This is a genomic window from Agrobacterium sp. B1(2019) (genome assembly GCF_008274755.1).
In the GTDB taxonomy this organism is placed as follows: domain Bacteria; phylum Pseudomonadota; class Alphaproteobacteria; order Rhizobiales; family Rhizobiaceae; genus Agrobacterium; species Agrobacterium salinitolerans.
Map to the genome: position 1 here is coordinate 2,534,453 of NZ_VTPB01000001.1, position 21,846 is coordinate 2,556,298.

19 protein-coding genes and 1 tRNA gene are annotated in these 21,846 nt (G+C 58.8%); 5 read left to right on the plus strand and 15 right to left on the minus strand.

Annotated elements, in window-relative coordinates; all coding sequences use genetic code 11:
- Positions 1 to 5: 5 nt before the first annotated feature.
- From AGR1_RS12730 to AGR1_RS12745, 4 genes are all read right to left on the minus strand, one after another.
- Positions 6 to 1,511, minus strand: a complete 1,506-nt coding sequence (locus AGR1_RS12730; protein ID WP_149147352.1) for an ABC transporter ATP-binding protein — start codon at positions 1,509 to 1,511, stop codon at positions 6 to 8.
- 83 nt (positions 1,512 to 1,594) lie between these two features.
- Positions 1,595 to 2,587: a BMP family ABC transporter substrate-binding protein gene (locus tag AGR1_RS12735; RefSeq protein ID WP_080791900.1), complete on the minus strand. Its 993-nt coding sequence runs from the start codon at positions 2,585 to 2,587 to the stop codon at positions 1,595 to 1,597.
- A gap of 214 nt (positions 2,588 to 2,801) precedes the next feature.
- Positions 2,802 to 3,452 (minus strand): peptide-methionine (S)-S-oxide reductase MsrA, encoded by a 651-nt coding sequence (gene msrA, locus AGR1_RS12740; protein WP_149147058.1) that lies wholly within the window; start codon positions 3,450 to 3,452, stop codon positions 2,802 to 2,804.
- 76 nt (positions 3,453 to 3,528) lie between these two features.
- Positions 3,529 to 3,846 (minus strand): hypothetical protein, encoded by a 318-nt coding sequence (locus tag AGR1_RS12745; protein WP_080793308.1) that lies wholly within the window; start codon positions 3,844 to 3,846, stop codon positions 3,529 to 3,531.
- Positions 3,847 to 4,066: 220 nt separating this feature from the next.
- On the opposite strand from AGR1_RS12745, the gene AGR1_RS12750 reads away from it, so the two are divergent.
- Positions 4,067 to 4,156 (plus strand) — tRNA-Ser (locus tag AGR1_RS12750).
- Positions 4,157 to 4,158: 2 nt separating this feature from the next.
- On the opposite strand, the gene AGR1_RS12755 is transcribed toward AGR1_RS12750, so the two are convergent.
- Positions 4,159 to 4,419 carry a hypothetical protein gene (locus AGR1_RS12755; RefSeq protein ID WP_149147059.1) on the minus strand — a complete coding sequence of 87 codons (261 nt, stop codon included), beginning with the start codon at positions 4,417 to 4,419 and terminating at the stop codon, positions 4,159 to 4,161.
- Positions 4,420 to 4,465: 46 nt separating this feature from the next.
- Between AGR1_RS12755 and dnaK the strand changes: the two genes are divergently transcribed.
- Both dnaK and dnaJ read left to right on the plus strand, forming a co-directional pair.
- Positions 4,466 to 6,367: a molecular chaperone DnaK gene (dnaK, locus tag AGR1_RS12760; protein WP_077984580.1), complete on the plus strand. Its 1,902-nt coding sequence runs from the start codon at positions 4,466 to 4,468 to the stop codon at positions 6,365 to 6,367.
- 90 nt (positions 6,368 to 6,457) lie between these two features.
- The gene (gene dnaJ, locus AGR1_RS12765; protein ID WP_077984581.1) at positions 6,458 to 7,591 is read left to right on the plus strand and encodes a molecular chaperone DnaJ; all 1,134 of its coding nucleotides are present in this window, start codon (positions 6,458 to 6,460) and stop codon (positions 7,589 to 7,591) included.
- Positions 7,592 to 7,657: 66 nt separating this feature from the next.
- Here dnaJ and AGR1_RS12770 read toward each other — a convergent pair whose 3' ends face one another.
- From AGR1_RS12770 to polA, 10 genes are all read right to left on the minus strand, one after another.
- Positions 7,658 to 8,209, minus strand: coding sequence for a DUF924 family protein (locus AGR1_RS12770; RefSeq protein WP_149147060.1), 552 nt, complete (start codon positions 8,207 to 8,209; stop codon positions 7,658 to 7,660).
- A 13-nt stretch (positions 8,210 to 8,222) separates the two neighbouring features.
- Positions 8,223 to 8,435, minus strand: coding sequence for a SlyX family protein (locus AGR1_RS12775; RefSeq protein WP_077984626.1), 213 nt, complete (start codon positions 8,433 to 8,435; stop codon positions 8,223 to 8,225).
- 148 nt (positions 8,436 to 8,583) lie between these two features.
- The gene (locus AGR1_RS12780; RefSeq protein ID WP_080791912.1) at positions 8,584 to 10,089 is read right to left on the minus strand and encodes a tripartite tricarboxylate transporter permease; all 1,506 of its coding nucleotides are present in this window, start codon (positions 10,087 to 10,089) and stop codon (positions 8,584 to 8,586) included.
- 9 nt (positions 10,090 to 10,098) lie between these two features.
- Positions 10,099 to 10,560 (minus strand): tripartite tricarboxylate transporter TctB family protein, encoded by a 462-nt coding sequence (locus tag AGR1_RS12785; protein ID WP_149147061.1) that lies wholly within the window; start codon positions 10,558 to 10,560, stop codon positions 10,099 to 10,101.
- A gap of 100 nt (positions 10,561 to 10,660) precedes the next feature.
- A complete protein-coding gene (locus AGR1_RS12790; protein ID WP_080793310.1) occupies positions 10,661 to 11,644 on the minus strand; it encodes a tripartite tricarboxylate transporter substrate-binding protein in 984 nt (327 codons plus the stop codon).
- A 197-nt stretch (positions 11,645 to 11,841) separates the two neighbouring features.
- Complete coding sequence (locus AGR1_RS12800; RefSeq protein WP_149147062.1) at positions 11,842 to 13,188, minus strand: sigma-54 dependent transcriptional regulator; 1,347 nt, start codon at positions 13,186 to 13,188, stop codon at positions 11,842 to 11,844.
- Positions 13,185 to 14,987 carry a sensor histidine kinase gene (locus AGR1_RS12805; protein WP_162927467.1) on the minus strand — a complete coding sequence of 601 codons (1,803 nt, stop codon included), beginning with the start codon at positions 14,985 to 14,987 and terminating at the stop codon, positions 13,185 to 13,187. The genes AGR1_RS12800 and AGR1_RS12805 overlap by 4 nt, the downstream gene beginning before the upstream one ends.
- Positions 14,988 to 15,175: 188 nt before the next feature.
- Positions 15,176 to 15,361: a 50S ribosomal protein L32 gene (gene rpmF / locus AGR1_RS12810; RefSeq protein ID WP_003507205.1), complete on the minus strand. Its 186-nt coding sequence runs from the start codon at positions 15,359 to 15,361 to the stop codon at positions 15,176 to 15,178.
- Positions 15,362 to 15,546: 185 nt separating this feature from the next.
- Positions 15,547 to 16,272: a DUF1868 domain-containing protein gene (locus AGR1_RS12815; protein WP_080791936.1), complete on the minus strand. Its 726-nt coding sequence runs from the start codon at positions 16,270 to 16,272 to the stop codon at positions 15,547 to 15,549.
- Between the two features lie 75 nt (positions 16,273 to 16,347).
- Positions 16,348 to 19,341, minus strand: coding sequence for a DNA polymerase I (polA, locus tag AGR1_RS12820; RefSeq protein WP_149147353.1), 2,994 nt, complete (start codon positions 19,339 to 19,341; stop codon positions 16,348 to 16,350).
- A 415-nt stretch (positions 19,342 to 19,756) separates the two neighbouring features.
- Here polA and AGR1_RS12825 point away from each other — a divergent pair, with 415 nt between their 5' ends.
- Both AGR1_RS12825 and AGR1_RS12830 read left to right on the plus strand, forming a co-directional pair.
- Entirely contained in the window at positions 19,757 to 20,191 is a 435-nt protein-coding gene (locus tag AGR1_RS12825; protein ID WP_162927468.1) for a MarR family transcriptional regulator, read from the plus strand.
- A gap of 166 nt (positions 20,192 to 20,357) precedes the next feature.
- Positions 20,358 to 21,749: a dipeptidase gene (locus tag AGR1_RS12830; RefSeq protein WP_149147063.1), complete on the plus strand. Its 1,392-nt coding sequence runs from the start codon at positions 20,358 to 20,360 to the stop codon at positions 21,747 to 21,749.
- The last annotated feature ends 97 nt before the right edge of the window (positions 21,750 to 21,846 follow it).

A 21,846-nucleotide genomic window follows, 5' to 3' on the forward strand; every position in this document is an offset into this window, starting at 1 on the left:
ATGCCTCATGCGGCGATGCCGGCCATCATCAGGCCCAGCGTCTGTTCTTCGGCTTCCGCCGTTTTCTCTCCAACGATACGGCCGGCGAACATGACCATGATCCGGTCCGAAAGGGAACGGATTTCATCGAGTTCGACCGAAACCAGCAAAATCGCCTTGCCGGCATCGCGCATTTCGATGATGCGGCGATGGATGAATTCGATGGCGCCAATGTCCACGCCGCGGGTCGGCTGGCCGATGATCAGCATCTTCGGGTCGCGTTCGATTTCGCGGGCGACGACGATCTTCTGCTGGTTGCCGCCGGAAAAATTGGCGGTCTTCAGCTGCGGGTTCGGCGGGCGGATATCGTATTTCTCGATCTTTTCGACCGCATCCCTGCGGATGGCCTCGGGGTTAAGGAAAGGCCCTTTGCCGTATCGCTCATCATGGTGATAACCGAGGATGGAGTTTTCATATTCCTCGAATTTCAGCACCAGCCCCATATGGTGGCGGTCTTCCGGAATATGCGCGAGGCCGAGCCTGCGCAAAATTGCCGGATCGGGGCGGTCTACCTTCTGGCCATCCACCCATATCTCGCCCGAATAGGGCTTGCGGATGCCGGCGATGGCTTCGAGCAATTCCGACTGGCCATTGCCCGCCACACCGGCGATGCCGACGATTTCACCGGCGCGGACATCAAGAGAGACATCATCCACCATGGTAACGCCACGGTTGTCCTTGACCGTCAGATTGCGGATGGAGAGCAGAACATCGCCCGGCGTCGTCTCACCCTTTTCCACCCTGAGCAGCACGCGACGGCCAACCATCAGTTCGGCCAGCTCCTCGACGCTGGTTTCTGAGGTCTTGCGGGTTGCCACCATTTCGCCGCGGCGCATGACGGAGACTGAATCCGTGATGGCCATGATCTCGCGCAGCTTGTGGGTAATAAGGATGACCGTCTTGCCCTGCTCGCGCAGGACACCGAGGATTTTGAAAAGGTGATCGGCCTCAGCCGGCGTCAGAACACCAGTCGGCTCATCGAGGATCAGGATTTCGGCGCCACGATACATGGCCTTGAGGATTTCGACGCGCTGTTGCAGACCGACCGGCAGTTCCTCGATGACCGCATCCGGATCGACTTCCAGACCGTAGTCGTCCTCGAGGCGCTTCAACTCCCTGCGGGCCGCCGCCCGCCCCTTGGCAAGCGATGCGCCGCCTTCTGCACCGAGCATGACGTTTTCCAGCACGGTGAAATTTTCCACCAGCATGAAGTGCTGATGCACCATGCCGATGCCGGCATTGATGGCCGCCTGGCTGTCACGGATCGCGACGGGCGCGCCATTCACCCGGATTTCACCGGCATCCGCCTGGTAAAAGCCGTAGAGGATCGACATCAGGGTCGACTTCCCGGCGCCGTTTTCCCCGATGACGCCGTGGATCGTACCCTTGGCGACGGTCAGATTGATATTCTTGTTGGCGTGAACGGCACCGAATTTCTTGTCGATGCCCACGAGCTCGATTGCAGGATCCATATTCAAACCGAAACCTCTCCGAAGGCTGGATATGAAAAGGGCGCAAGGTGAAAAATCACCATGCGCCCCAGTCAGATATCATATCATTTCGGGCAGGAATTGTCCGCCATATAGTCATGGACCTTGACGGCGCCGGAAATGATATCGGCCTTGGCCTTATCCACGGCGGCAGTCATTTCAGGTGTGATGAGCGCCTTGTTGTTGTCGTCGAGCGCATAAGCGACGCCATCTTCCTTGACGCCGAGCGCAACAATGCCGGGGGTGAACTTGTCGTCCTTGGCATCCTTGTAGGCGTTATAGACAGCCAGATCGACCCGCTTGACCATGGAGGTCAGAACGGAACCCGGATGCAGATGGTTCTGGTTGGAGTCAACGCCGATGGAGAGCTTCTTGTTATCGGCGGCAGTCTGCAGAACGCCGAGACCAGTCGCACCGGCTGCCGCATAGATCACATCAGCGCCCTGATCGATCTGGTTCTTGGTGAGTTCACCGCCGCGCACCGGATCGTTCCAGGCTGCACCTGTCGTTCCGGTCATGTTCTGGAAGACTTCGATCTTGTCGTTTGCGGCCTTCGCGCCCTGCGCATAACCACAGGCGAACTTGCGGATCAGCGGAATATCCATGCCGCCGATGAAGCCGACCTTGCCGGTCTTGGAGGCCATGCCGGCCAGAAGACCGACGAGATAGGAACCTTCATGCTCCTTGTAGACCACGGAGCGGACATTCGGCAGCTCGACGACGGAATCGACGATCACGAACTTGGTGTCGGGGAATTCTGCTGCGACCTTTTCCATGGCCGAGGTCCAGGCGAAAGAAACGGCAACGACCGGGTTGAAGCCCTTGCTCGCAAAGTTGCGGATGGCTTGTTCGCCCTGCGTGTCGCTGGTCGGTTCGAAATCGCGGAATTCGATGCCCGTTTCCGCCTTGAACTTTTCAGCGCCGGCCGCAGCGGCTTCGTTGAACGATTTGTCGAACTTGCCGCCCGTGCCATAGACCAGCGCCGGCTTGATATCGGCGGCCAGCGCGGAAGCCGACATTGCGGCGAGCGCAAAAAGCGTCAGAAGGGATTTTTTCATTGTGCAGCCCTGTTGTTGCAATTGATATTTTAAGGGTCCTCCCGCAATCCCGTTTACCGGGAATGTCTGCGGAACCGCCAGCCGTTATCCCGGCTGTGCTTGCCTCATATCCTTGCATGGCTCAATGAAAAATTCATCCGGTTTTTTTGACCCGGTGGAAAAACTTTATTCTGGCGCTTTTTTGGTCTTTCCACCGGGGCGACTTGCAAAAAATCTAGTCGATATTGCAGCTTACGCCAGTTCCCCTTAAGCCGCAGTAGCCGCCAGGGTTCTTGGCAAGGTATTGCTGATGGTAGTCTTCAGCGTAATAAAACGTCTCCAGCGGCCCGATCTCGGTGGTGATGGCGCTGCCATGACCGGCCTCGTCCAAAGCTTGTTGAAAAGCATCGCTCGCCTTCTGCGCCTGCTGCAACTGCCCTTCCGTCGTCGCGTAAATGGCGGAACGGTAGGTCGTGCCGACATCGTTGCCCTGCCGCATCCCTTGCGTCGGATCATGCTCCTCGAAGAATATCTTCAGCAGGCCCGAAAGCGGGATAACCGCCGGATCGTATACAACCTTGACCACTTCGGCGTGGCCCGTCTGGCCGGTCGTCGTCTCCTGATAGGTGGGGTTGCGGGTGAAGCCGCCGGCATAACCAACCGCCGTCAACCAGACGCCCGGCGTTTTCCAGAACAGCCGTTCTGCACCCCAAAAGCAGCCCATGCCGAGATAAATGGTTTCAAGTCCCTCAGGATAAGGCCCTTTCAAGGGCCGGCCATTGACGAAATGGGCTTCCGGCACCGCAATCGCCTCTTCACGGCCGGGCAAAGCGGTTTCTTCAGTCGGCATCGTGGTTTTTTTTGAAAGCGTATCGAACAGAAACATTCGGTCCTCCATGCGGCCAGTTCCGCCGCTTCTTATGGTTCACATCTGCGGGCGCATCCTTTCGACAGACACATAGTCAGACCGATAAACGCCTCATCGCCTTGTGTTTGCTGTAACCCGCCATCCAGCAGAGCAGCGAAAGCGCCAGGGAAACGGCAAATGCGGGCACCGCCGACAGGGCATTTTCAATGAAGCGCCACGCTTCAGGGTGAATATAGTGAGCCATGGCCGCTTCCACCATGGTGCGGGAAGCAGGAAGAAGATAGTTCCAGACGGACAGGACGCCAGCGATGTTGACCGAGGATGTGGAAACCGAGCGGATCGAATCGAGCACGCCCAGAAAAACCGCCGCAACGAGGAAAAGAAAGCTCAAAAACCGCAAAAAAGCTTTCATCAAAGACACCTCGCTTACGATCTGTCGGTCAGACAGACATATTTTCAAATCTATAATGCATCGATAAAGGCGGGAAAACCGGTTTGCAATCGCATCGGAACACAGGAAATTGCCGACATTTCAAAAAACTGTCAGATTCGTGTTGATCCCTGCGAATTCATCGGTATATATCGCGCCGTTCCAGTGATTTGCATTCTTCAAAACATGCAGATTTGAAAAAGGACAGGTGGCCGAGTGGTTTAAGGCGCACGCCTGGAACGCGTGTGTGCGTGAAAGCGTACCGTGGGTTCGAATCCCACCCTGTCCGCCATTTCACCCCACCCCGATACCGTTAAAATCCAGTCTCAACGGGTCGCTCGCCGCGATGCCGACCGGCAACGCCGCGTAGAGCCCGAGCCGCGTTTTCCCGCTTCCGCAAGCCGTGATGGCTATGCTTCTGCACAGACAGGTGTTTCTTGCGCTTTTTTGCTGCGCTTCCCCCTGTCTTGCGCCTTGCAGCAGGAAAAATCGCTCCTTATATACGCCGCATAACAGCAGCGAAGGCTGCAAATCCAAGTCAAGGAGTTGCCACAAGAATGCCTCACGGGGTTCCGGCAGCTCGCTTCAAGGAGAGAAGAGCATGGCAAAAGTAATCGGTATCGACCTTGGCACGACCAATTCCTGCGTCGCAGTGATGGACGGCAAGGACACGAAAGTAATTGAAAACGCGGAAGGCGCGCGCACCACGCCGTCCATGGTGGCATTTTCCGACGATGGCGAGCGCCTTGTCGGCCAGCCGGCCAAGCGCCAGGCGGTCACCAACCCGACCAACACCCTGTTTGCGGTCAAGCGCCTGATCGGCCGCCGTTACGAAGACCCGACCGTCGAGAAGGACAAGGCTCTTGTTCCCTTCGAGATCGTCAAGGGTGACAATGGCGACGCATGGGTGAAGGCGCAGGACAAGCCCTATTCCCCTTCGCAGATTTCCGCGATGATCCTTCAGAAAATGAAGGAAACGGCTGAATCTTATCTCGGTGAAAAGGTCGAGAAGGCCGTCATCACCGTTCCCGCGTACTTCAACGACGCGCAGCGCCAGGCAACCAAGGATGCCGGCCGCATTGCCGGTCTGGACGTCCTGCGTATCATCAACGAGCCGACTGCGGCAGCGCTCGCTTACGGTCTCGACAAGAAGGACGGCAAGACCATCGCCGTTTACGACCTTGGCGGCGGCACCTTCGATATTTCCGTCCTGGAAATCGGCGACGGCGTCTTCGAAGTGAAGTCCACCAATGGCGATACCTTCCTTGGTGGTGAAGACTTCGACATGCGTCTGGTCGAATATCTGGCCGGCGAGTTCAAGAAGGATCAGGGTATCGACCTGAAGAACGACAAGCTCGCCCTGCAGCGCCTCAAGGAAGCTGCCGAAAAGGCAAAGATCGAACTGTCTTCCTCGCAGCAGACCGAAATCAACCTGCCGTTCATCACGGCGGATGCTTCCGGTCCGAAGCACCTGACGCTGAAGCTGACCCGCGCCAAATTCGAAAGCCTGGTTGACGATCTGGTGCAGCGCACCGTCGCACCGTGCAAGGCGGCGCTCAAGGATGCCGGCGTTTCCGCTTCCGAGATCGACGAAGTCGTTCTCGTCGGTGGCATGAGCCGCATGCCGAAGGTGCAGGAAGTCGTCAAGCAGTTGTTCGGCAAGGAACCGCACAAGGGCGTAAACCCGGATGAAGTGGTTGCCATGGGCGCCGCCATCCAGGCTGGCGTTCTGCAGGGCGACGTCAAGGACGTTCTGCTGCTCGACGTGACCCCGCTGTCGCTCGGCATCGAAACGCTGGGTGGCGTCTTCACCCGTCTGATCGATCGCAACACGACGATCCCGACGAAGAAGAGCCAGACCTTCTCGACCGCCGAAGACAACCAGTCGGCCGTGACCATTCGCGTCTCGCAGGGTGAGCGCGAAATGGCGCAGGACAACAAGCTGCTCGGCCAGTTCGACCTCGTCGGCCTGCCGCCGGCACCGCGTGGCGTTCCGCAGATCGAAGTGACCTTCGATATCGACGCCAACGGCATCGTGCAGGTTTCGGCGAAAGACAAGGGCACCGGCAAGGAACAGCAGATCCGCATCCAGGCCTCCGGCGGTCTCTCTGACGCCGACATCGAAAAGATGGTGAAGGACGCCGAAGCCAATGCCGAGGCCGACAAGAAGCGTCGTGCGGGTGTGGAAGCCAAGAACCAGGCCGAAAGCCTCATCCACTCCACCGAAAAGTCGGTGAAGGAATATGGCGACAAGGTTTCCGAAACTGACCGCAAGGCTATCGAAGACGCCATTGCCAGCCTGAAGACCGCCGTCGAAGCCGCTGAGCCGGATGCAGACGACATTCAGGCCAAGACTCAGACCCTCATGGAAGTTTCCATGAAGCTTGGTCAGGCCATCTATGAAGCGCAGCAGGCCGAGGCCGGCGACGCTTCCGAAGAAGGCAAGGACGACGTTGTCGATGCCGACTACGAAGAAATCAAGGACGACAAGAAGTCCGCTTAATCGCGTGACTTTCCGTCTCCTGACAATTTATGCAAGACATCCGGCTGCCGACGTGCAGCCGGAAATCCATTTGCGAGGCTTGTTAACTGAATGGCGAAAGCAGACTTTTACGAAACACTTGGCGTCAGCAAGACTGCGGACGAAAAAGAGCTGAAAAGCGCCTTCCGCAAACTCGCGATGAAATACCATCCGGACAAGAACCCGGACGATGCCGATTCCGAACGGAAATTCAAGGAAATCAACGAAGCCTATGAAACGCTGAAGGACCCTCAGAAACGAGCGGCCTATGACCGTTTCGGCCACGCCGCATTTGAAAATGGCGGCATGGGCGGCGGCGGCATGGGTGGCGGCGGTTTCGCCAATGGCGGTTTCTCGGATATTTTCGAAGACATCTTCGGCGAGATGATGGGCGGCGGCCGTGCGCGCCGCTCTTCCGGCGGGCGCGAGCGGGGCGCCGACCTTCGCTACAATATGGAAATCACGCTCGAAGAGGCCTTCACCGGCAAAACGGCGCAGATCAGGGTTCCGACCTCGATCACCTGCGATGTCTGTTCCGGCTCGGGCGCAAAGCCTGGCACGCAGCCCAAGACCTGCGCCACCTGTCAGGGTTCCGGCCGCGTGCGCGCCGCACAGGGCTTCTTCTCGGTGGAGCGCACCTGCCCGACCTGCCACGGTCGCGGCCAGACGATTTCCGATCCATGCGGCAAGTGCCACGGTCAGGGTCGTGTGACCGAAGAGCGTTCGCTCTCGGTCAATATTCCCTCCGGTATCGAGGACGGAACCCGCATTCGCCTGCAGGGCGAAGGCGAAGCTGGCATGCGCGGTGGTCCGGCTGGCGATCTTTACATCTTCCTGTCCGTGCGTCCGCATGAATTCTTCCAGCGCGACGGCGCCGACCTTTATTGCACCGTGCCGATTTCGATGACGACGGCGGCGCTCGGCGGCACTTTCGATGTGACGACGCTCGACGGCACCAAATCGCGCGTTACGGTTCCGGAAGGAACCCAGCCGGGCAAGCAGTTCCGTCTGAAGGGCAAGGGCATGCCGGTGCTGCGTTCGGCGCAGACGGGCGATCTCTACATCCAAATCCAGATCGAGACGCCGCAGAAACTCAGCAAGCGCCAGCGCGAGCTGTTGCAGGAATTCGAGCAGCTCTCCTCCAAGGAGAATAATCCGGAATCGACGGGCTTCTTTGCCCGGATGAAGGAATTCTTCGACGGCTGATCGCTGCCGCTTCCCCCGTTTAGAACGCCGCCGCCATCAGGGACTGGCGACGTTTTCGTTTCTGGCTCAACCGGAAAAGCCGCCTTCATCCAGATATTGCCGCTCCTCCGGTGTCGTTTCTCGCAACAATATCTTGTTACGATGCGGAAAGCGGCCGAAACGCTGGATGATATCGCGATGTTCTTCGGCATGGTGAAGATAAAGCCCGCCAAGCGGATGGTTCAGCACGCAGGCACGCTGCTGGGCCTCAATATCCTCCGCGTGAGAAAATGGCAGATAGAAGAAAACCCGCAAATCTTCACCCACCGCCTGATCATGCCCGCGCCGGATGGCTTCATCGGCCAGTCGCCGCGCTAGAGGATCGGTCGCATACATGTGTGCCGTGTCGCGAAAGCAGTTGCGCGGAAACTGATCCAGCAGAAGCATCAGCGCGAGGCTGCTTTCCGCCTCCTCCAGCCACTTGTCCAATTCGCGTCTTGCGGCCGCAAAATGGTCATCGCGGAAACGGTCGTGAAAGTGGTTATCGAAGGCGGCGTCCTTGTCGAACCACTTCTCCGGTCCGGCCTTCTTCCAGAAATCGACGATATCGGCGGCCAGCGCGGCGGTGTCGTTTTTCATTGGCTCTTCCCTGTCAATAATGCGGCGGCCGGGTAATTGCAGGCGCGTCCAGCGATTGCTCTTCGAGGCTCAGAAACCTCTCCGTCAGGCGGTCCAGCTTGGCACGGGTCTGCTCCACCACCTTCCACTGCTCCGCCAGCTGATCAGAGAGTTCTTCTATCACCTTCGCCTGATGCGCGGCCGTTTCCTCGAGTATGATGATGCGTTTTTCGGTTTCCGACGTCATATCGACCTCTCTTTCCCGCCCTTCCTTGGGCTTAAAAGCGCCAGAGTCAACCATATGTCGCTTTCGTGAAGCGAATTCGTCACGACCGATCCAGGCACAAAAAAGCCGGCGATGTTTCCATCGCCGGCCTCTCACGTTTCGAGATTGCTCAGTCTTCTTCTACGAAAACCTCTTCGCGTTTCTTCTTCACGCTGGGCAGAAAGACGACGATCAGCACGGCCAACGCGATGAAAAGCAAGGTGGCGCTGATCGGCCGGGTGACGAAGGTCGATGGATCGCCACGCGACAGAATCATGGCGCGCCTCAGGTTCTCCTCCAGCAGCGGACCGAGCACGAAGCCCAGCAGCAACGGTGCAGGTTCGCAGCGCAGTTTCACCAGCACATAGCCAATGAAGCCGAAGAAGGCGACGGCATAGAGATCGAAGACGTTGGAATTGACGCTGTAGACCCCGATGGCGCAGAAGGCCATGATGATGGGGAACAGCACATAATAAGGCACCGTCAGAAGCTTCACCCACAGCCCGATCAGGGGCAGGTTCAGGATGACGAGCATCAGGTTGCCGATCCACATGGAGGCGATGATGCCCCAGAACAGCGCCGGCTGTTCGGTCGCAACGTTCGGACCCGGCACGATACCCTGAATGATCATCGCGCCAATCATCAGCGCCATGACCGGATTGGCGGGAATGCCGAGCGTGAGCAGCGGGATGAAGGATGTCTGCGCACCCGCGTTGTTTGCGGATTCCGGACCGGCCACCCCGGCCACCGCGCCATGCCCGAATTCTTTCGGGTTCTTGGAGACGCGTTTTTCAACCGTATAGGATGCAAATGCCGCAAGGATCGCCCCGCCGCCCGGCAGAATGCCCAACGCCGAACCAATGGCGGTGCCACGCAGCACTGGTCCGACCATGCGCTTGAAATCCTCCTTTGACGGCATCAGGCTGCTTACCTTGGCGATCAGCACCGAACGGGTCCGCTCGTTTTCGAGATTGCGAAGGATTTCGGCGATACCAAAGACGCCAACGGCCACAGCCACGAAGTTCAGACCGTCGGCATATTCGCGAATACCGAGAGTGAAGCGCGGCGTGCCGCTGTAAATATCCGTGCCGACCAGACCGAGCAGCAGGCCGAGCACGACCATGGCCAGAGCCTTGACGATGGAGCCATGGGCGAGCGCAATGGATGAGACGAGGCCCACGACCATCAGCGAGAAATATTCCGCCGCGCCGAACTCCAGCGCGATCGCCGTCAAGGGCGGTGCGAAGATCGCCACAAGGAAGGTAGATACCGTACCGGCAAAGAACGAGCCGATGGCGGCGATGGCGAGAGCGGCACCCGCCTTGCCCTTGCGTGCCATCTGATAGCCATCGATAGCGGTGACGGCAGAAGAGGATTCGCCGGGCATGTTGATCAGGATGGCCGTGGTCGAGCCGCCATATTGCGCGCCGTAATAAATGCCGGCGAGCATGATCAGCGACGAAACGGGCTCCAACTGGAAGGTAATCGGCAGCAGCATGGCGATGGTCGCCGTTGCACCGATGCCGGGCAGCACGCCGATCAGAGTGCCGAGCAACACGCCGATAAGGCAGAAAAACAGGTTTGCCAGCGAAGAAGCCGTGACGAAACCGAGAGCGAGATTATCGAGCAAATCCATCACGGCACCTCAAAATTTAAGCCAGGGACCGAAGCGCTGGAACGGCAGGCCGAGACCGTAGTTAAAAACAGCGACGGAAAAGACCGTGATCGCCGCGGAAAGAATGACCGCCATGACCGGGCTCATCTTGTGCGAGGCGAAGGAAGCGATGAGGGCGCTGAAAAAAAGCGCCGGAACGAAACCGAGGCCCCGGACAGTGAGGCCGAAGAAGATCGGCGCGGGCAGAATGAAAAATATCCCCCGCCAGGCAATCGCGCCAATAATCTCACCCTGTATGCGCGTGGACCGCATGAATATCACCCCACCGAGCAGGACCAGAATGATCGCCAAAACAAGCGGGAAATAGCCGGGTCCCATTCGGAACGCGGTCCCAATCTCCAGCCCATAGGACTGCAGGGCAAAAAATGCGCCGAGCCCCATAAAAATTGCCCCGCAGACTGCTTCGGCAGGGTCAATAAAAAACGACTTCATGAAAGATGCCCCTCCACTGCGGCCGGCAACCCACCGTCCCGCGCGTTAAACCGATGGCAAAAAACCGGCGGCATGACGCCGCCGGTAATTCTTTCAGCCATCAGTCGGCATATTGGCCGGCAGCTTCGATCACCGGCTTCCAGCGGGCGATTTCGCTTTCAAGCTTGGCCTTCAGCGCCGCAGGCGTCGCATCGCTTTCAGTGGAGGGCGTGGTGCCGAGTTCAGCAAAACGAGCTACGACATTCTCATCCTTCAGCGCGGCCTGCAGCGACTTGGAGAGCTTTTCGTTGATTTCAGCAGACGTGCCCTTCGGCGTATAGATGCCGTGCCAGATACCCACTTCGAGCTTCGGCAGGCCTGCTTCGACAACCGTCGGCACATCCGGAAGCACGTCCAGCCGCTTGGCCGTGGTTACGGCATAGGCCTTCACGGTTCCGCCCTGAATCTGCTTGGTGGTGTTGGTGGTCTGATCGCACATGATGTCGACCTGGCCGCCGAGCAGATCGGTCATGGCCGGACCGGTGCCCTTATAGGGAACGGTGACGAGCGGTGTCTCTATGGCGCTCATGAACAGCATGCCGCACAGATGCGAGGCGGCGCCGATGCCGGCATTGGCGACGGTCACCTTGTCCTTGTTCGCCTTGGCATAGTCGATCAGACTTTTCAGATCCGTCGTCTCGAGGGTCTTGCGCGACAGGATGGTCATCGGCACTTCGGTGACCAGACCGACATATTCAAAAGCGTTCAGTGTGTCATAGGCGAGCTTGCGGTAGAGCGTGGCGCTGGTCGCCATGCCGATATGGTGGAGAAGAACGGTATAACCGTCCGGATCGGCCGACGCCACGCGACCAGCACCCAGCGTGCCGCCTGCGCCGCCGACATTTTCGACGATGATCTGCTGGCCGAGGTCCTTCGACATGGATTCAGCGACAAGACGCGCGACCGTATCCGTGGGGCCGCCAGCGGAAAAGGGCACGACCATGGTGATGTTGCGCTCTGGATAGTTCTGAGCGGATGCGGACAGCGCAAAAAGGGAAACGGCAGCGGCAGCAGCAAGGCCGGTGACTGTCTTCAGTATTTTCATCGATTCCTCCCGGATGAAAATGTTCGCCACTTCAGCCGCGCATGCTCCTCCATGGCGACCGGGGTGAGATATTTGCGATCTGGGATCACCGTTCAGCAATGGCGGTCTTGTCGTGCGGTGCGCTTTTATTGCCATCCCCGACGGCAATGGGTGGATTTCTACCCATAAGGAATGATTTATGGGTGGAAATCCACCCATCAGACCTCGGTCATGTGCCGGTGCAGGCCGTATCTCTGCATTTTTTCGTAGAGCGTTTTGCGCGAAATGCCGAGATTTTCATAAACGGATTTCAGATTTCCGCCGTGCACGGCGATTGCCTGTGCGATCAGGCTTTTTTCATAAGCCGCAACCCGTGTGGCAAGGGCCGCTTTTCCGTCATCATGAAACGGCAGGGAGGCTTCGGACACATCGCTTTCCAGACCGAGAACGAAACGGTCTGCGGCATTGCGCAGCTCACGCACGTTGCCCGGCCACTCACGCAGGGAGACAGCCGAAAGCAGACTTTGCGGCACCTCCATGTCTTCCCGCCCGTAGCGGGCAGCGGCTTCCCGCACGAGGTGAAGGAAAAGTAACGGTATATCTGCGCTGCGCTGCGAGAGCGACGGAACGAGAAGTGTCGCCACGTTGAGCCGATAAAGAAGATCCGCACGGAACCGGCCGGCCGCGACTTCCTGTTCCAGATCGACCTTGCTGGTGGCGATGAAACGGACATCGAGTTCGACCGTTTCATTCGAGCCGAGACGGGTAATCATCCGTTCCTGCAAGACACGCAGGAAGCGGCCCTGCAATTCGAAGGGCATGGAGCCGATCTCATCCAGCAATATGGTGCCGCCGCGAGCATGTTCGAACTTGCCGTAGCGCGGGCGCAGCGCGCCGGGGAAGGCGCCGGCCTCATGGCCGAATAGTTCACTTTCAATCAGTGTCTGCGGAAGGGCGGCGCAATTGATCGCTACGAAGGGCCGGTTGGCCCTGGCGCTGATATCGTGAAGCGCACGCGCCACGACCTCCTTGCCGGCGCCCGTGTCACCGACGATCAGCGTATCGGCGTCCGTCGCACCGATGGCGCGGATACGATACCGCAGATCGACCATGACCTGGGTTCTGCCGGGCAGGCGTGTTTCGAGATCGTCATGCTTGCCTGCTACCGCCTTGAGGCGGCGGTTTTCCAGCACCAGCGCCCGCCGATCATTGGCCCTTTTGATGATGCCGGCGAGATATTGCGGCGTGAACGGCTTTTCGATGAAATCATAAGCGCCGTTGCGCATGGCGTTGACCGCGAGCTGCACATCGCCATGGCCCGTCATCAGGATGACAGGTATCTCCGCATCAAGCTCCCGCACCTTTTGCAGCAGCGTCATGCCATCCATGCCGGGCATTCTGATATCGCTGACGACCACGCCGTCGAAGCTGTAGCCAATGAGTTCCAACGCATGTTCGGCGCTTGCGAGCGTGGTGACGTCAAAGCCTGAGAGCTCCAGCGCCTGCGCCGTGGAAAAGCGCAGCTCTTCCTCATCGTCGATCAACAGAACCCGCGACATGGTCATTCCGCAGCCGCCTCCACGCGCCAGGCGGCGGCTGGCAATTCGATCTCGAACTCCGCTCCGCCGTCTTCATGGTTTCTGACGCGCAGCTGGCCGCCAAAATCCTTGATGATGTTATAGGAGATGGAAAGGCCAAGGCCGAGGCCGCGCCCCACGCCCTTGGTGGTGAAGAAGGGATCGAAAATGCGTTCTGAAATAGCCGCCGGCACGCCCGGACCGCGATCGCGAATGAAAATCGACACCGACTGGCCGTGCTGCACGGCCCGCAGCGCAATGCGGCGTTCCTCGCGTCCCTCCACCGCATCGGCAGCATTGGATATGATGTTCACGAGCACCTGCTGCAGCCGCACCGGGCCGGCTTTCACGGCAAGCGGAACCCGACCGAGATCCACATCCAGCACCGCATCGGCGGCCTTCAGCCGCGCGCCGACGATTTCGAGCGTATCGCGAAGGACGGCTTCCAGACTTACCGCGGCCGTTTTTTCATTGGGTTTACGGGCAAAATTCCTGAGATGCTTGCTGATGGAGGCCATACGGTCGATAAGGCCCGAAATGCGTCTGAGGTTTTCTGTCACCTCCTCCAGCCGTCCCCGTTCCACGAGAAGCGAGGCGTTTTCGGCATAATTCTTGGCGGCTGCGAGCGGCTGGTTAAACTCATGCGACAACGCCGCCGACATCTGGCCGAGCGCTGCGAGCTTGCCCGCCTGCACCAGATCGTTCTGCATCTTGCGCAACTGTTTTTCCGTCTGGCGGCGCTCGGCGACTTCGTGTTCGATCTCCTGATTGACCCGCGCCAGATCGGCCGTGCGCTCCTCCACCCGGCGTTCCAGCTCCGCCTGCGCCTCCGCCTGATGGGTCAGGCGTTCCCGCAGACGACGACGCCTTTGCAGCATGGCGGCAATCAGCGCGGCAGCAAGACACAGGCAGAGGATGATGGCTATCATCGCCGTCTTCACCTGCGTTCGGAGGGAACCTGTGTCCATCAGCACACTGACTGTCCAGCCCGCGTCCGGCATCGGCTGCGACAAGAGCATATATTCCCTTTCACCGTCATTTTGGGTGATTGTCATCAGTTGATGGGAGCCAAAATTGCCGTTTTTCACCGGCAGCTCCTTCAGCGTTGCATTGGCGTAGCGGCGAGAAGTCTCCGTGCGCGCCAGCCTCTCGGGCGTCAGCGGCATCAGGCCGGAATAAAGCCATTGCGGCGTTCCGGTCATGAAGATGATGCCTTCCGGGTCCGATACCAGAATTCGGTTCTCGCCATTGCCGAAGGAGGCTTCTATGCCTTCAATGTCGACCTTAAAGACGATGACGCCCTTGATCTCCTCATTAAAAAGGATGGGCGCCGAAAAATAATAGCCACGCTTGTGGGAGGTGGTGCCAAGCGCGAAGAACCGCGACTGGAAACCTTTGGCGGCATCCTGAAAATAGGGACGGTAGCTGAAATTCTCACCGACGAAGCTGGTCGGACCATCGTAGTTGCTGGCGGCGATTGTCTCCCCATCCAGCGTGATGATGTAAATATCGGAGGACTCCAGCAGGGTGTTGATGGATTTGAGATAGACATTGGCGCGCTGGCGCAGTTCGGCATCCTTGGGATGTGCGACCAGTTCCTCAATGTCGTCATGATCGGCAATCAGCGCCGGTAGCGGCTCGTAGCGGCTTAAAAGCCCGCCGAGGGCGGAAACGGCCAGCCGGAGAGTGGTGCGGCCCTGATCGGACATTTCGCCGAAATAGCTTTCCGCAATGATGCCGCCACCTCTGGTCACGGCGCCATAACCGAGGCCCAGGCTGAGAAGCATCAACAAAATCCAGCGATATTTCACCGAAGCTCCCCTCCTGTTGCAGGCATCGAAACCTGCTCTCTCTAAAAGAGTGTAGGAGGAGTGGCCGAATTTTCCAAGTGAGCGGAAAAGACAGCAGAACGGCCCTCAAAACAAAAAAACCGGCCACGAGGGCCGGTTTTTTGCATAGATGCTTTCAGAAAAGCTTATGCGCTTTCCTTCGGCGTCAGAACCTGACGGCCGCGATACATACCGGTCTTCAGATCGATATGGTGCGGACGGCGCAGTTCGCCGGAGTTCTTGTCTTCAACGTAGGTTGCAGACTTGAGACCGTCAGCCGAGCGGCGCATACCGCGCTTGGACGGGCTTGTTTTTCTTTTTGGTACAGCCATTTTTGTTACTCCACTTAAGCGGCGAAACAACGGAACCGGCCAGAACCAAAGGCCGAATGTCGGATGTCTCGATATCGGAAATTTGGCGCGCTTATACATGCCCAAACGGGCTTTGACCAGCCCTGATGCGCATTTTTTCCGATTCAGGGAAATCAGCGCGGCAGGCCTGTCTCAGATATCGGAAATCAGAGGTGCGGTTTATCGAAAACAACGAGTTCCTTGAAGTGGTTCATATCCTTGAATTCACAGAAAGCTGGCGGTCGCATCTCGATAACAGGCGCGGCAGCGCGCAGTTTTTCAAGTTCTTCGTCCAGCATCGCCTGCCAGCGCGGCAAGGATTCCGGCTCGAACCAGCTGATGATGTAAGACAGGGTGATGTGAAATTCGTAGGTTTCATGATCCGGGTGGCGATAGCCGAACAACTTGGCAAATTCATCCCGCCAGAGAGCCACGATCCGGTCATCCTCGGCCGTAGCACCCTTCATGACAAGGCCCGTCGGACGCAGGCCTGTCACCTGCATGTTGAATGCCGGCAGGGCCGGAAAGGCGGAGAGCCGGTCGCGATAATAATCGGTCATCACCTCAATCGGCGTATCGAGAGGAATGTTTTCCGGCCAGTAGGGCAAGGCACGACGGAACTCGATGATGCCCTGAAACACGGTCATATGCAGGCTGGAAATCGGCGTGAAGGCAAGCTGCGACGCCTCCGGCATGTCCAGAAAGCGCTGGCGGGTTGCGATGATCGCTTTTTCGGTCTGCGATCCGCTGACGAGATGGCTTACAACGGTATTGCCGGGCTCCGGCAGAAACTCGCCATCCGCATTGAAGCGGCTGCCGAGATGGCGCGGCGGCTGATCATGGTTGGCGGCGGAAATATAGTCGAGATCTTTCGAGACGAGCGGGGCGTGCATGGGAAACTCCTTGTGAGACGTTTCCCCTAGTCCCAGCACGCGACAAAGCAATGACATCCGCCGCTCATTGACCGATCAATGCGCCTCATCCCAATTGTCCGCCGCGCGGGCGTCCACTTTCAGCGGCACCCTCATGGAAATCGCCGGCATGGCCGCATTTTCCATGACGGAGACGACGACCGGCAGGGTCTTTTCGATTTCCGCTTCCTCGACTTCGAAGATGAGTTCGTCATGCACCTGCAACAGCATGCGGGCGGAAAGCTTTTCCGCCTCCAGCGCCGGCTCGATGCGGACCATGGCCCGGCGGATGATATCGGCGGCCGAACCCTGGATCGGCGCGTTGATGGCCGCGCGCTCATTGAAGGCTTTTACCGAAGGGTTGGAGGAGCGGATTTCCGGATAATGGGCGCGGCGGCCAAAAATCGTCTCGACATAGCCGTTTTCGCGCGCGAAGGCTTTGGTCGCTTCCATGTAATCGCGAATGCCGGGAAAACGCTCGAAATATTTCTTGATATAGTCGCCGGCTTCGGAGCGGGCGATGCCGAGCTGATTGGCGAGACCAAAAGCGGAAATGCCGTAGATGATACCGAAGTTGATGGCCTTGGCGCGGCGGCGCACTTCCGATGGCATGCCTTCAACCGGCACGCCGAACATTTCCGATGCCGTCATGGCATGAATGTCGATGCCGTTTTCGAAGGCCTTGCGCAGCTGCGGAATATCGGCGACATGGGCGAGCACGCGCAGTTCGATCTGGCTGTAATCGGCCGACAAAAGCTTGTGACCGGGCGTAGAGATGAAAGCCGTGCGGATCTTGCGGCCTTCAGCCGTGCGAACCGGGATGTTCTGAAGGTTCGGCTCCGAGGAGGACAGGCGTCCCGTGGTGGTGGAGGCAAGCGCATAGGACGTGTGCACCCGCTTCGTCTCGGGATGGATATATCCCGGCAGTGCATCCGTATAGGTCGATTTCAACTTCGTCAGCTGCCGCCAGTCGACGATCTTGCGCGGCAGTTCGGCACCTTCCGCCGCAAGATCTTCCAGAACCTGCGCCGAGGTCGACCATTGGCCGGTCTTTGTTTTTGAGCCGCCGGGCAGACCCATCCTGCCGAACAGAATATCGCCGAGCTGCTTTGGCGATCCGATATTGAAACGCTCGCCCGCCAGCTCGTAGATTTCTTCTTCGAAGGACGCGGCCTTCTGGGCGAGTTCGCCGGAAAGACGCGAGAGAATCTGCCGGTCCACGGTAATGCCGCGCTCTTCCATATGTGCCAGAACCGGCACGAGGGGGCGTTCCAGCCGCTCATAAACCTTGGTCAGCCGTTCCGAGACAAGCCTCGGCTTCAGCGCCATCCAGAGCCGCAGGGTGACATCGGCATCTTCCGCAGCATAAGCGGTGGCCTTGTCGATATCGACAAAATCGAAGGTGACGCTCGACTTGCCCGATCCCGCCACGTCCTTATAGGCGATCGGCGTGTGGCCGAGCCAGCGTTCGGACAGCGAATCCATGCCATGCGTGGCCTTGCCGGCCTCAAGGACATAAGAAATCAGCATCGTGTCGTCGAAGCTCCGCATGACGACGCCATGGCGCTTCATCAGCAGATAATCATATTTGAGGTTCTGCGCGACCTTCAGAACGGCTTCATCCTCGAGCAGATCCTTCAGACGCTCCAGCGCTCCGGCAAAGGGCACCTGCCCTTCTGCCAGTTTGATGCCGTCGCTGAAGAGATCGCCGCCGGACCCGGTCTTGTGCGTCAAAGGAACATAGGCGGCGCGGATATCGGTGCCCGTGGCATCCTTGCCGTTATCGGCAATGGCCAGAGAAAAACCGACAAGTTCCGCCTGCATCGGGTCGAGCGATGTCGTTTCCGTATCGAAGGCGACAACGCCCGTCTCCCGGGCCGCCGCGATCCAGCGGTCGAGCGTCGCGATATCCCTGATCGTCAGATAGGCGGTCGTATCGATCTTGGCCGCGGAAAAAAGCGCCTGTCGCGCTGTGGCGAGATCAGCGGGCGCGCTGCCCTCCCCCGCCCTTGCCTGAGCGGCGGGCGCGGTCGTAGCGCCAGCTGTGTTCGTGGCCGCTTCCCCAGCCTGAAAAGCAGGAGCCTGCGCATCAAGATCAGGACCATGGGCATCGGCGCCCCATTGCACCGGCACATTGGCAGGGTCGATGGCGGAAGCGTCGGTTTCAGTCGCCTCGGCAACCCGGCGTGTCAGCGTCGTAAACTCCATCGCCTTCAGGAAGGCGATCAGTTTCGGCCCGTTCTGCGGTTCGAGCACCAGCGCTTCGAGAGACTGATCGAGCGGCACATCGGTCCTGAGCGCCACAAGCTGCCTGGAAAGGCGGGCAAGCTCCGCATTGGCGATGATATTCTCCCGGCGCTTCTGCTGCTTGATTTCGCCCGCTCGCGCCAGCAGCGTATCGAGATCGCCGTATTCCTCCAGCAATTGCGCCGCCGTCTTCGGCCCGATGCCGGGAATGCCAGGAACATTGTCAGTGGAATCGCCCGTCATCGCCTGCAGGTCGATCATCTTTTCCGGGCCTACGCCCCACTTCTCGACAACGTCCGGAACGCCGATCTGCTTGTCCTTCATGGCGTCGTACATATGTACATTAGCCGTGACGAGCTGCATCAGATCCTTGTCTGAGGAGATGATCGTGACATCGGCTCCGATCGCCTCGGCCTGCCGGGCATAGGTGGCGATGATATCGTCCGCCTCGAAGCCTTCCGTCTCAATGCAGGGAAGGTTGAAGGCGCGCGTCGCCTCACGGATCAGGCCGAATTGCGGCACCAGATCTTCCGGCGGCGCGGTACGGTTGGCCTTGTAGAGATCGTAAAGCTCGTTGCGGAAGGTCTTCGATGAATAATCGAAAATCACCGCAAAATGGGTCGGCGTCACACCGACATCGGTGTTGCGGGCATCCTTCAGAAGCTTCCACAACATGTTGCAGAAGCCCGAGACGGCGTTGACCGGCAGACCGTCCGACTTGCGGTTCAGCGGCGGAATTGCATGGAAGGCCCGGAAAATGAAACCGGAACCGTCAACGAGAAAGAGATGATCGCCTTTTTTCATGGGTAGCATGGATAGCGCGGGGCCGTTTTGGCGTCTACCGAAACTTCGCACAACGCACCGTAAAGAGCGGGGAATGAGGCCTTGCCAAAGGCCTTCAAAATTCACCTGAACGTTACCGATTTGTAATCCGCATTTCCCTTGAAAAGCCGCATTTGGAGACACATTTCATAGAGGACGGCGCCTGATCACGCCGTAGTCTGATAGCTGGCTCGTCCCCCGCCGCGTCAGACCGGACAAAGGCCTTTCCCCCTCTCCGGGCCTTTGTCCTCCAATATGACCGCCATGGCCGACCCCTCCCGGCCATGGCGGTTTTATTTTATGCGCTATTTCGGGCTGGCTTAAACATACCATGCGATATATATCGCGCTATTGAATTGCCGGGCGGAGCCGGCCGTGATGCTTTATGGGCGGAAGAATGGGTTTTTCCCGGGACGAATCGGCAATCTATCTCGCCTCGAGAATGGCGCGGGAATTCACGATGGCGCTGCAGAAAAGAGCCGCCGCCCTGGGTTTCTCGCCCGGGCAATTCCCCATCCTCATCGAACTCTGGCATGAGGACGGCCTGACGCAGCGGCAATTGCTCGATAGAATCGATGTCGAACAGGCAACGCTCGCCAATACGCTCTCGCGCATGGAGCGCGACGGGCTGATCGTCCGCAAATCCCATCCGAGCGACCGCCGCGCCCAGATCATCGAACTGACCCAGCGCGGTAGGGATTTGGAAGCCAACGCCATTGCCGCCTCCGAAGCCACCGAAGGTGCGTTACTCAAGGATTTCCGGCGTTTCGAGAAACAGCTTCTGCTGGAATATATGCGCCGGGCGATCGAAAGCGCCAAAAAAGCGAAATAGCATTTACAGCCCGAAACCGCTTCGCACTTTCCCTGAACTGCTCTATCGTTCCGGCGGCCGCACGTCTGCCGATTCACGACGTGCCGGCCCCCTTGTTTCCCGCGATGCGCGATGCCCGGATGTTTCATCTTATCGCCGGGTCACGACAGACATGACAGGATCAGCGATGACAGACGTTTCCCCCATTCTTTCCACCGCCGACGACAATCTCACCTCCAGCCTTGAGCGACTGTTCGAACTCGTGCGCATTCCCTCGATTTCGACGGACCCTGCCTACAAGGCGGAATGCCGCAAGGCGGCGGAATGGCTGGTCAGAACGCTTTCAGCGCTCGGCTTTACGGCCTCCGTGCGCGACACCGCTGGCCACCCCATGGTGGTCGCGCACCATGACGCCGCCACCAAGGACGCGCCGCATGTGCTTTTCTACGGCCATTATGACGTACAGCCGGTCGATCCGCTCGAGCTCTGGGAAAACGATCCGTTCGAACCTGCTATCAAGGATATCGGCGCCGGCCGTAAGGTGATCACGGGGCGCGGTACGGCGGACGACAAAGGCCAGCTGATGACCTTCGTGGAAGCCTGCCGAGCGTACAAGGCTGTCAATGGCGGCCTGCCGGTGCGCGTTACCATTCTTTTTGAAGGCGAAGAGGAATCCGGCTCGCCTTCACTGAAGCCGTTCCTCGACGCCAATGCGCAGGAGCTGAAGGCCGATTACGCGCTGGTCTGCGATACCGGCATGTGGGACCGGGATACGCCCGCCATCGCCGCTGCCCTTCGCGGCCTGGTTGGCGAAGAGATCACCATTACTGCGGCTGATCGCGACCTGCATTCCGGCCTTTTTGGCGGCGCCGCCGCAAACCCGATCCACATCCTCACCGATGTCCTCGCCGGACTGCATGACGAGACGGGCCGCGTGACGCTTGCCGGTTTTTATGACGGTGTGGAAGAAACCCCTGCCAACATCAAGGCCTCCTGGGAAACGCTTGGCCGCACGGCGGAAGCCTTCCTCGGTGAAGTCGGCCTTTCGGTCCCCTCGGGCGAAAAGGGCCGCTCCGTGCTGGAGCAGACCTGGGCGCGGCCGACGGCGGAAGTCAACGGCATCATCGGCGGTTATACCGGCGACGGTTTCAAGACCGTGATCGCCGCGAAAGCCTCGGCGAAGGTGTCGTTCCGCCTCGTCGGCGAGCAGAACCCCGCAGCCATTCGCGACAGCTTCCGGGCCTATGTGCGATCCAGAATTCCGGCCGATTGCTCCGTGGAGTTCCACGAACATGGCGCATCACCGGCCATCCAGCTGTCCTACGATTCGCCCGTGCTCACCAAAGCCAAGAATGCCCTTTCGGAAGAGTGGCCAAAACCCGCCGTTGTCATCGGCATGGGCGGCTCGATCCCGATCGTCGGCGATTTCCAGACGATGCTGGGCATGGATTCGCTGCTTGTCGGGTTCGGCCTTACCGACGACCGCATTCATTCACCGAATGAAAAATACGATCTGCAGTCCTTCCACAAGGGCATCCGCTCCTGGGTCCGCATTCTGGACGCGCTCGCGGCAAAATGACAAAAAAAGAGGAAGCACCGGTTACCCGGCGCTTCCTCCCTTTCCGTTTGCTCATCGCAAAAACAAAAAGGCCGGGCAAGCCCGACCTTTCCATCCG

Coding starts and splice junctions, on each gene's coding strand:
- AGR1_RS12730 (WP_149147352.1), bottom strand. CDS start 1,511: ATGGATCCTGCAATCGAGCTCGTGGGCATCGACAAGAAATTCGGTGCC.
- AGR1_RS12735 (WP_080791900.1), bottom strand. CDS start 2,587: ATGAAAAAATCCCTTCTGACGCTTTTTGCGCTCGCCGCAATGTCGGCT.
- msrA (WP_149147058.1), bottom strand. CDS start 3,452: ATGTTTCTGTTCGATACGCTTTCAAAAAAAACCACGATGCCGACTGAA.
- AGR1_RS12745 (WP_080793308.1), bottom strand. CDS start 3,846: ATGAAAGCTTTTTTGCGGTTTTTGAGCTTTCTTTTCCTCGTTGCGGCG.
- dnaK (WP_077984580.1), top strand. CDS start 4,466: ATGGCAAAAGTAATCGGTATCGACCTTGGCACGACCAATTCCTGCGTC.
- dnaJ (WP_077984581.1), top strand. CDS start 6,458: ATGGCGAAAGCAGACTTTTACGAAACACTTGGCGTCAGCAAGACTGCG.
- AGR1_RS12770 (WP_149147060.1), bottom strand. CDS start 8,209: ATGAAAAACGACACCGCCGCGCTGGCCGCCGATATCGTCGATTTCTGG.
- AGR1_RS12775 (WP_077984626.1), bottom strand. CDS start 8,435: ATGACGTCGGAAACCGAAAAACGCATCATCATACTCGAGGAAACGGCC.
- AGR1_RS12780 (WP_080791912.1), bottom strand. CDS start 10,089: ATGGATTTGCTCGATAATCTCGCTCTCGGTTTCGTCACGGCTTCTTCG.
- AGR1_RS12785 (WP_149147061.1), bottom strand. CDS start 10,560: ATGAAGTCGTTTTTTATTGACCCTGCCGAAGCAGTCTGCGGGGCAATT.
- AGR1_RS12790 (WP_080793310.1), bottom strand. CDS start 11,644: ATGAAAATACTGAAGACAGTCACCGGCCTTGCTGCTGCCGCTGCCGTT.
- AGR1_RS12800 (WP_149147062.1), bottom strand. CDS start 13,188: ATGACCATGTCGCGGGTTCTGTTGATCGACGATGAGGAAGAGCTGCGC.
- AGR1_RS12805 (WP_162927467.1), bottom strand. CDS start 14,987: ATGCTTCTCAGCCTGGGCCTCGGTTATGGCGCCGTGACCAGAGGTGGC.
- rpmF (WP_003507205.1), bottom strand. CDS start 15,361: ATGGCTGTACCAAAAAGAAAAACAAGCCCGTCCAAGCGCGGTATGCGC.
- AGR1_RS12815 (WP_080791936.1), bottom strand. CDS start 16,272: ATGCACGCCCCGCTCGTCTCGAAAGATCTCGACTATATTTCCGCCGCC.
- polA (WP_149147353.1), bottom strand. CDS start 19,341: ATGAAAAAAGGCGATCATCTCTTTCTCGTTGACGGTTCCGGTTTCATT.
- AGR1_RS12825 (WP_162927468.1), top strand. CDS start 19,757: ATGGGTTTTTCCCGGGACGAATCGGCAATCTATCTCGCCTCGAGAATG.
- AGR1_RS12830 (WP_149147063.1), top strand. CDS start 20,358: ATGACAGACGTTTCCCCCATTCTTTCCACCGCCGACGACAATCTCACC.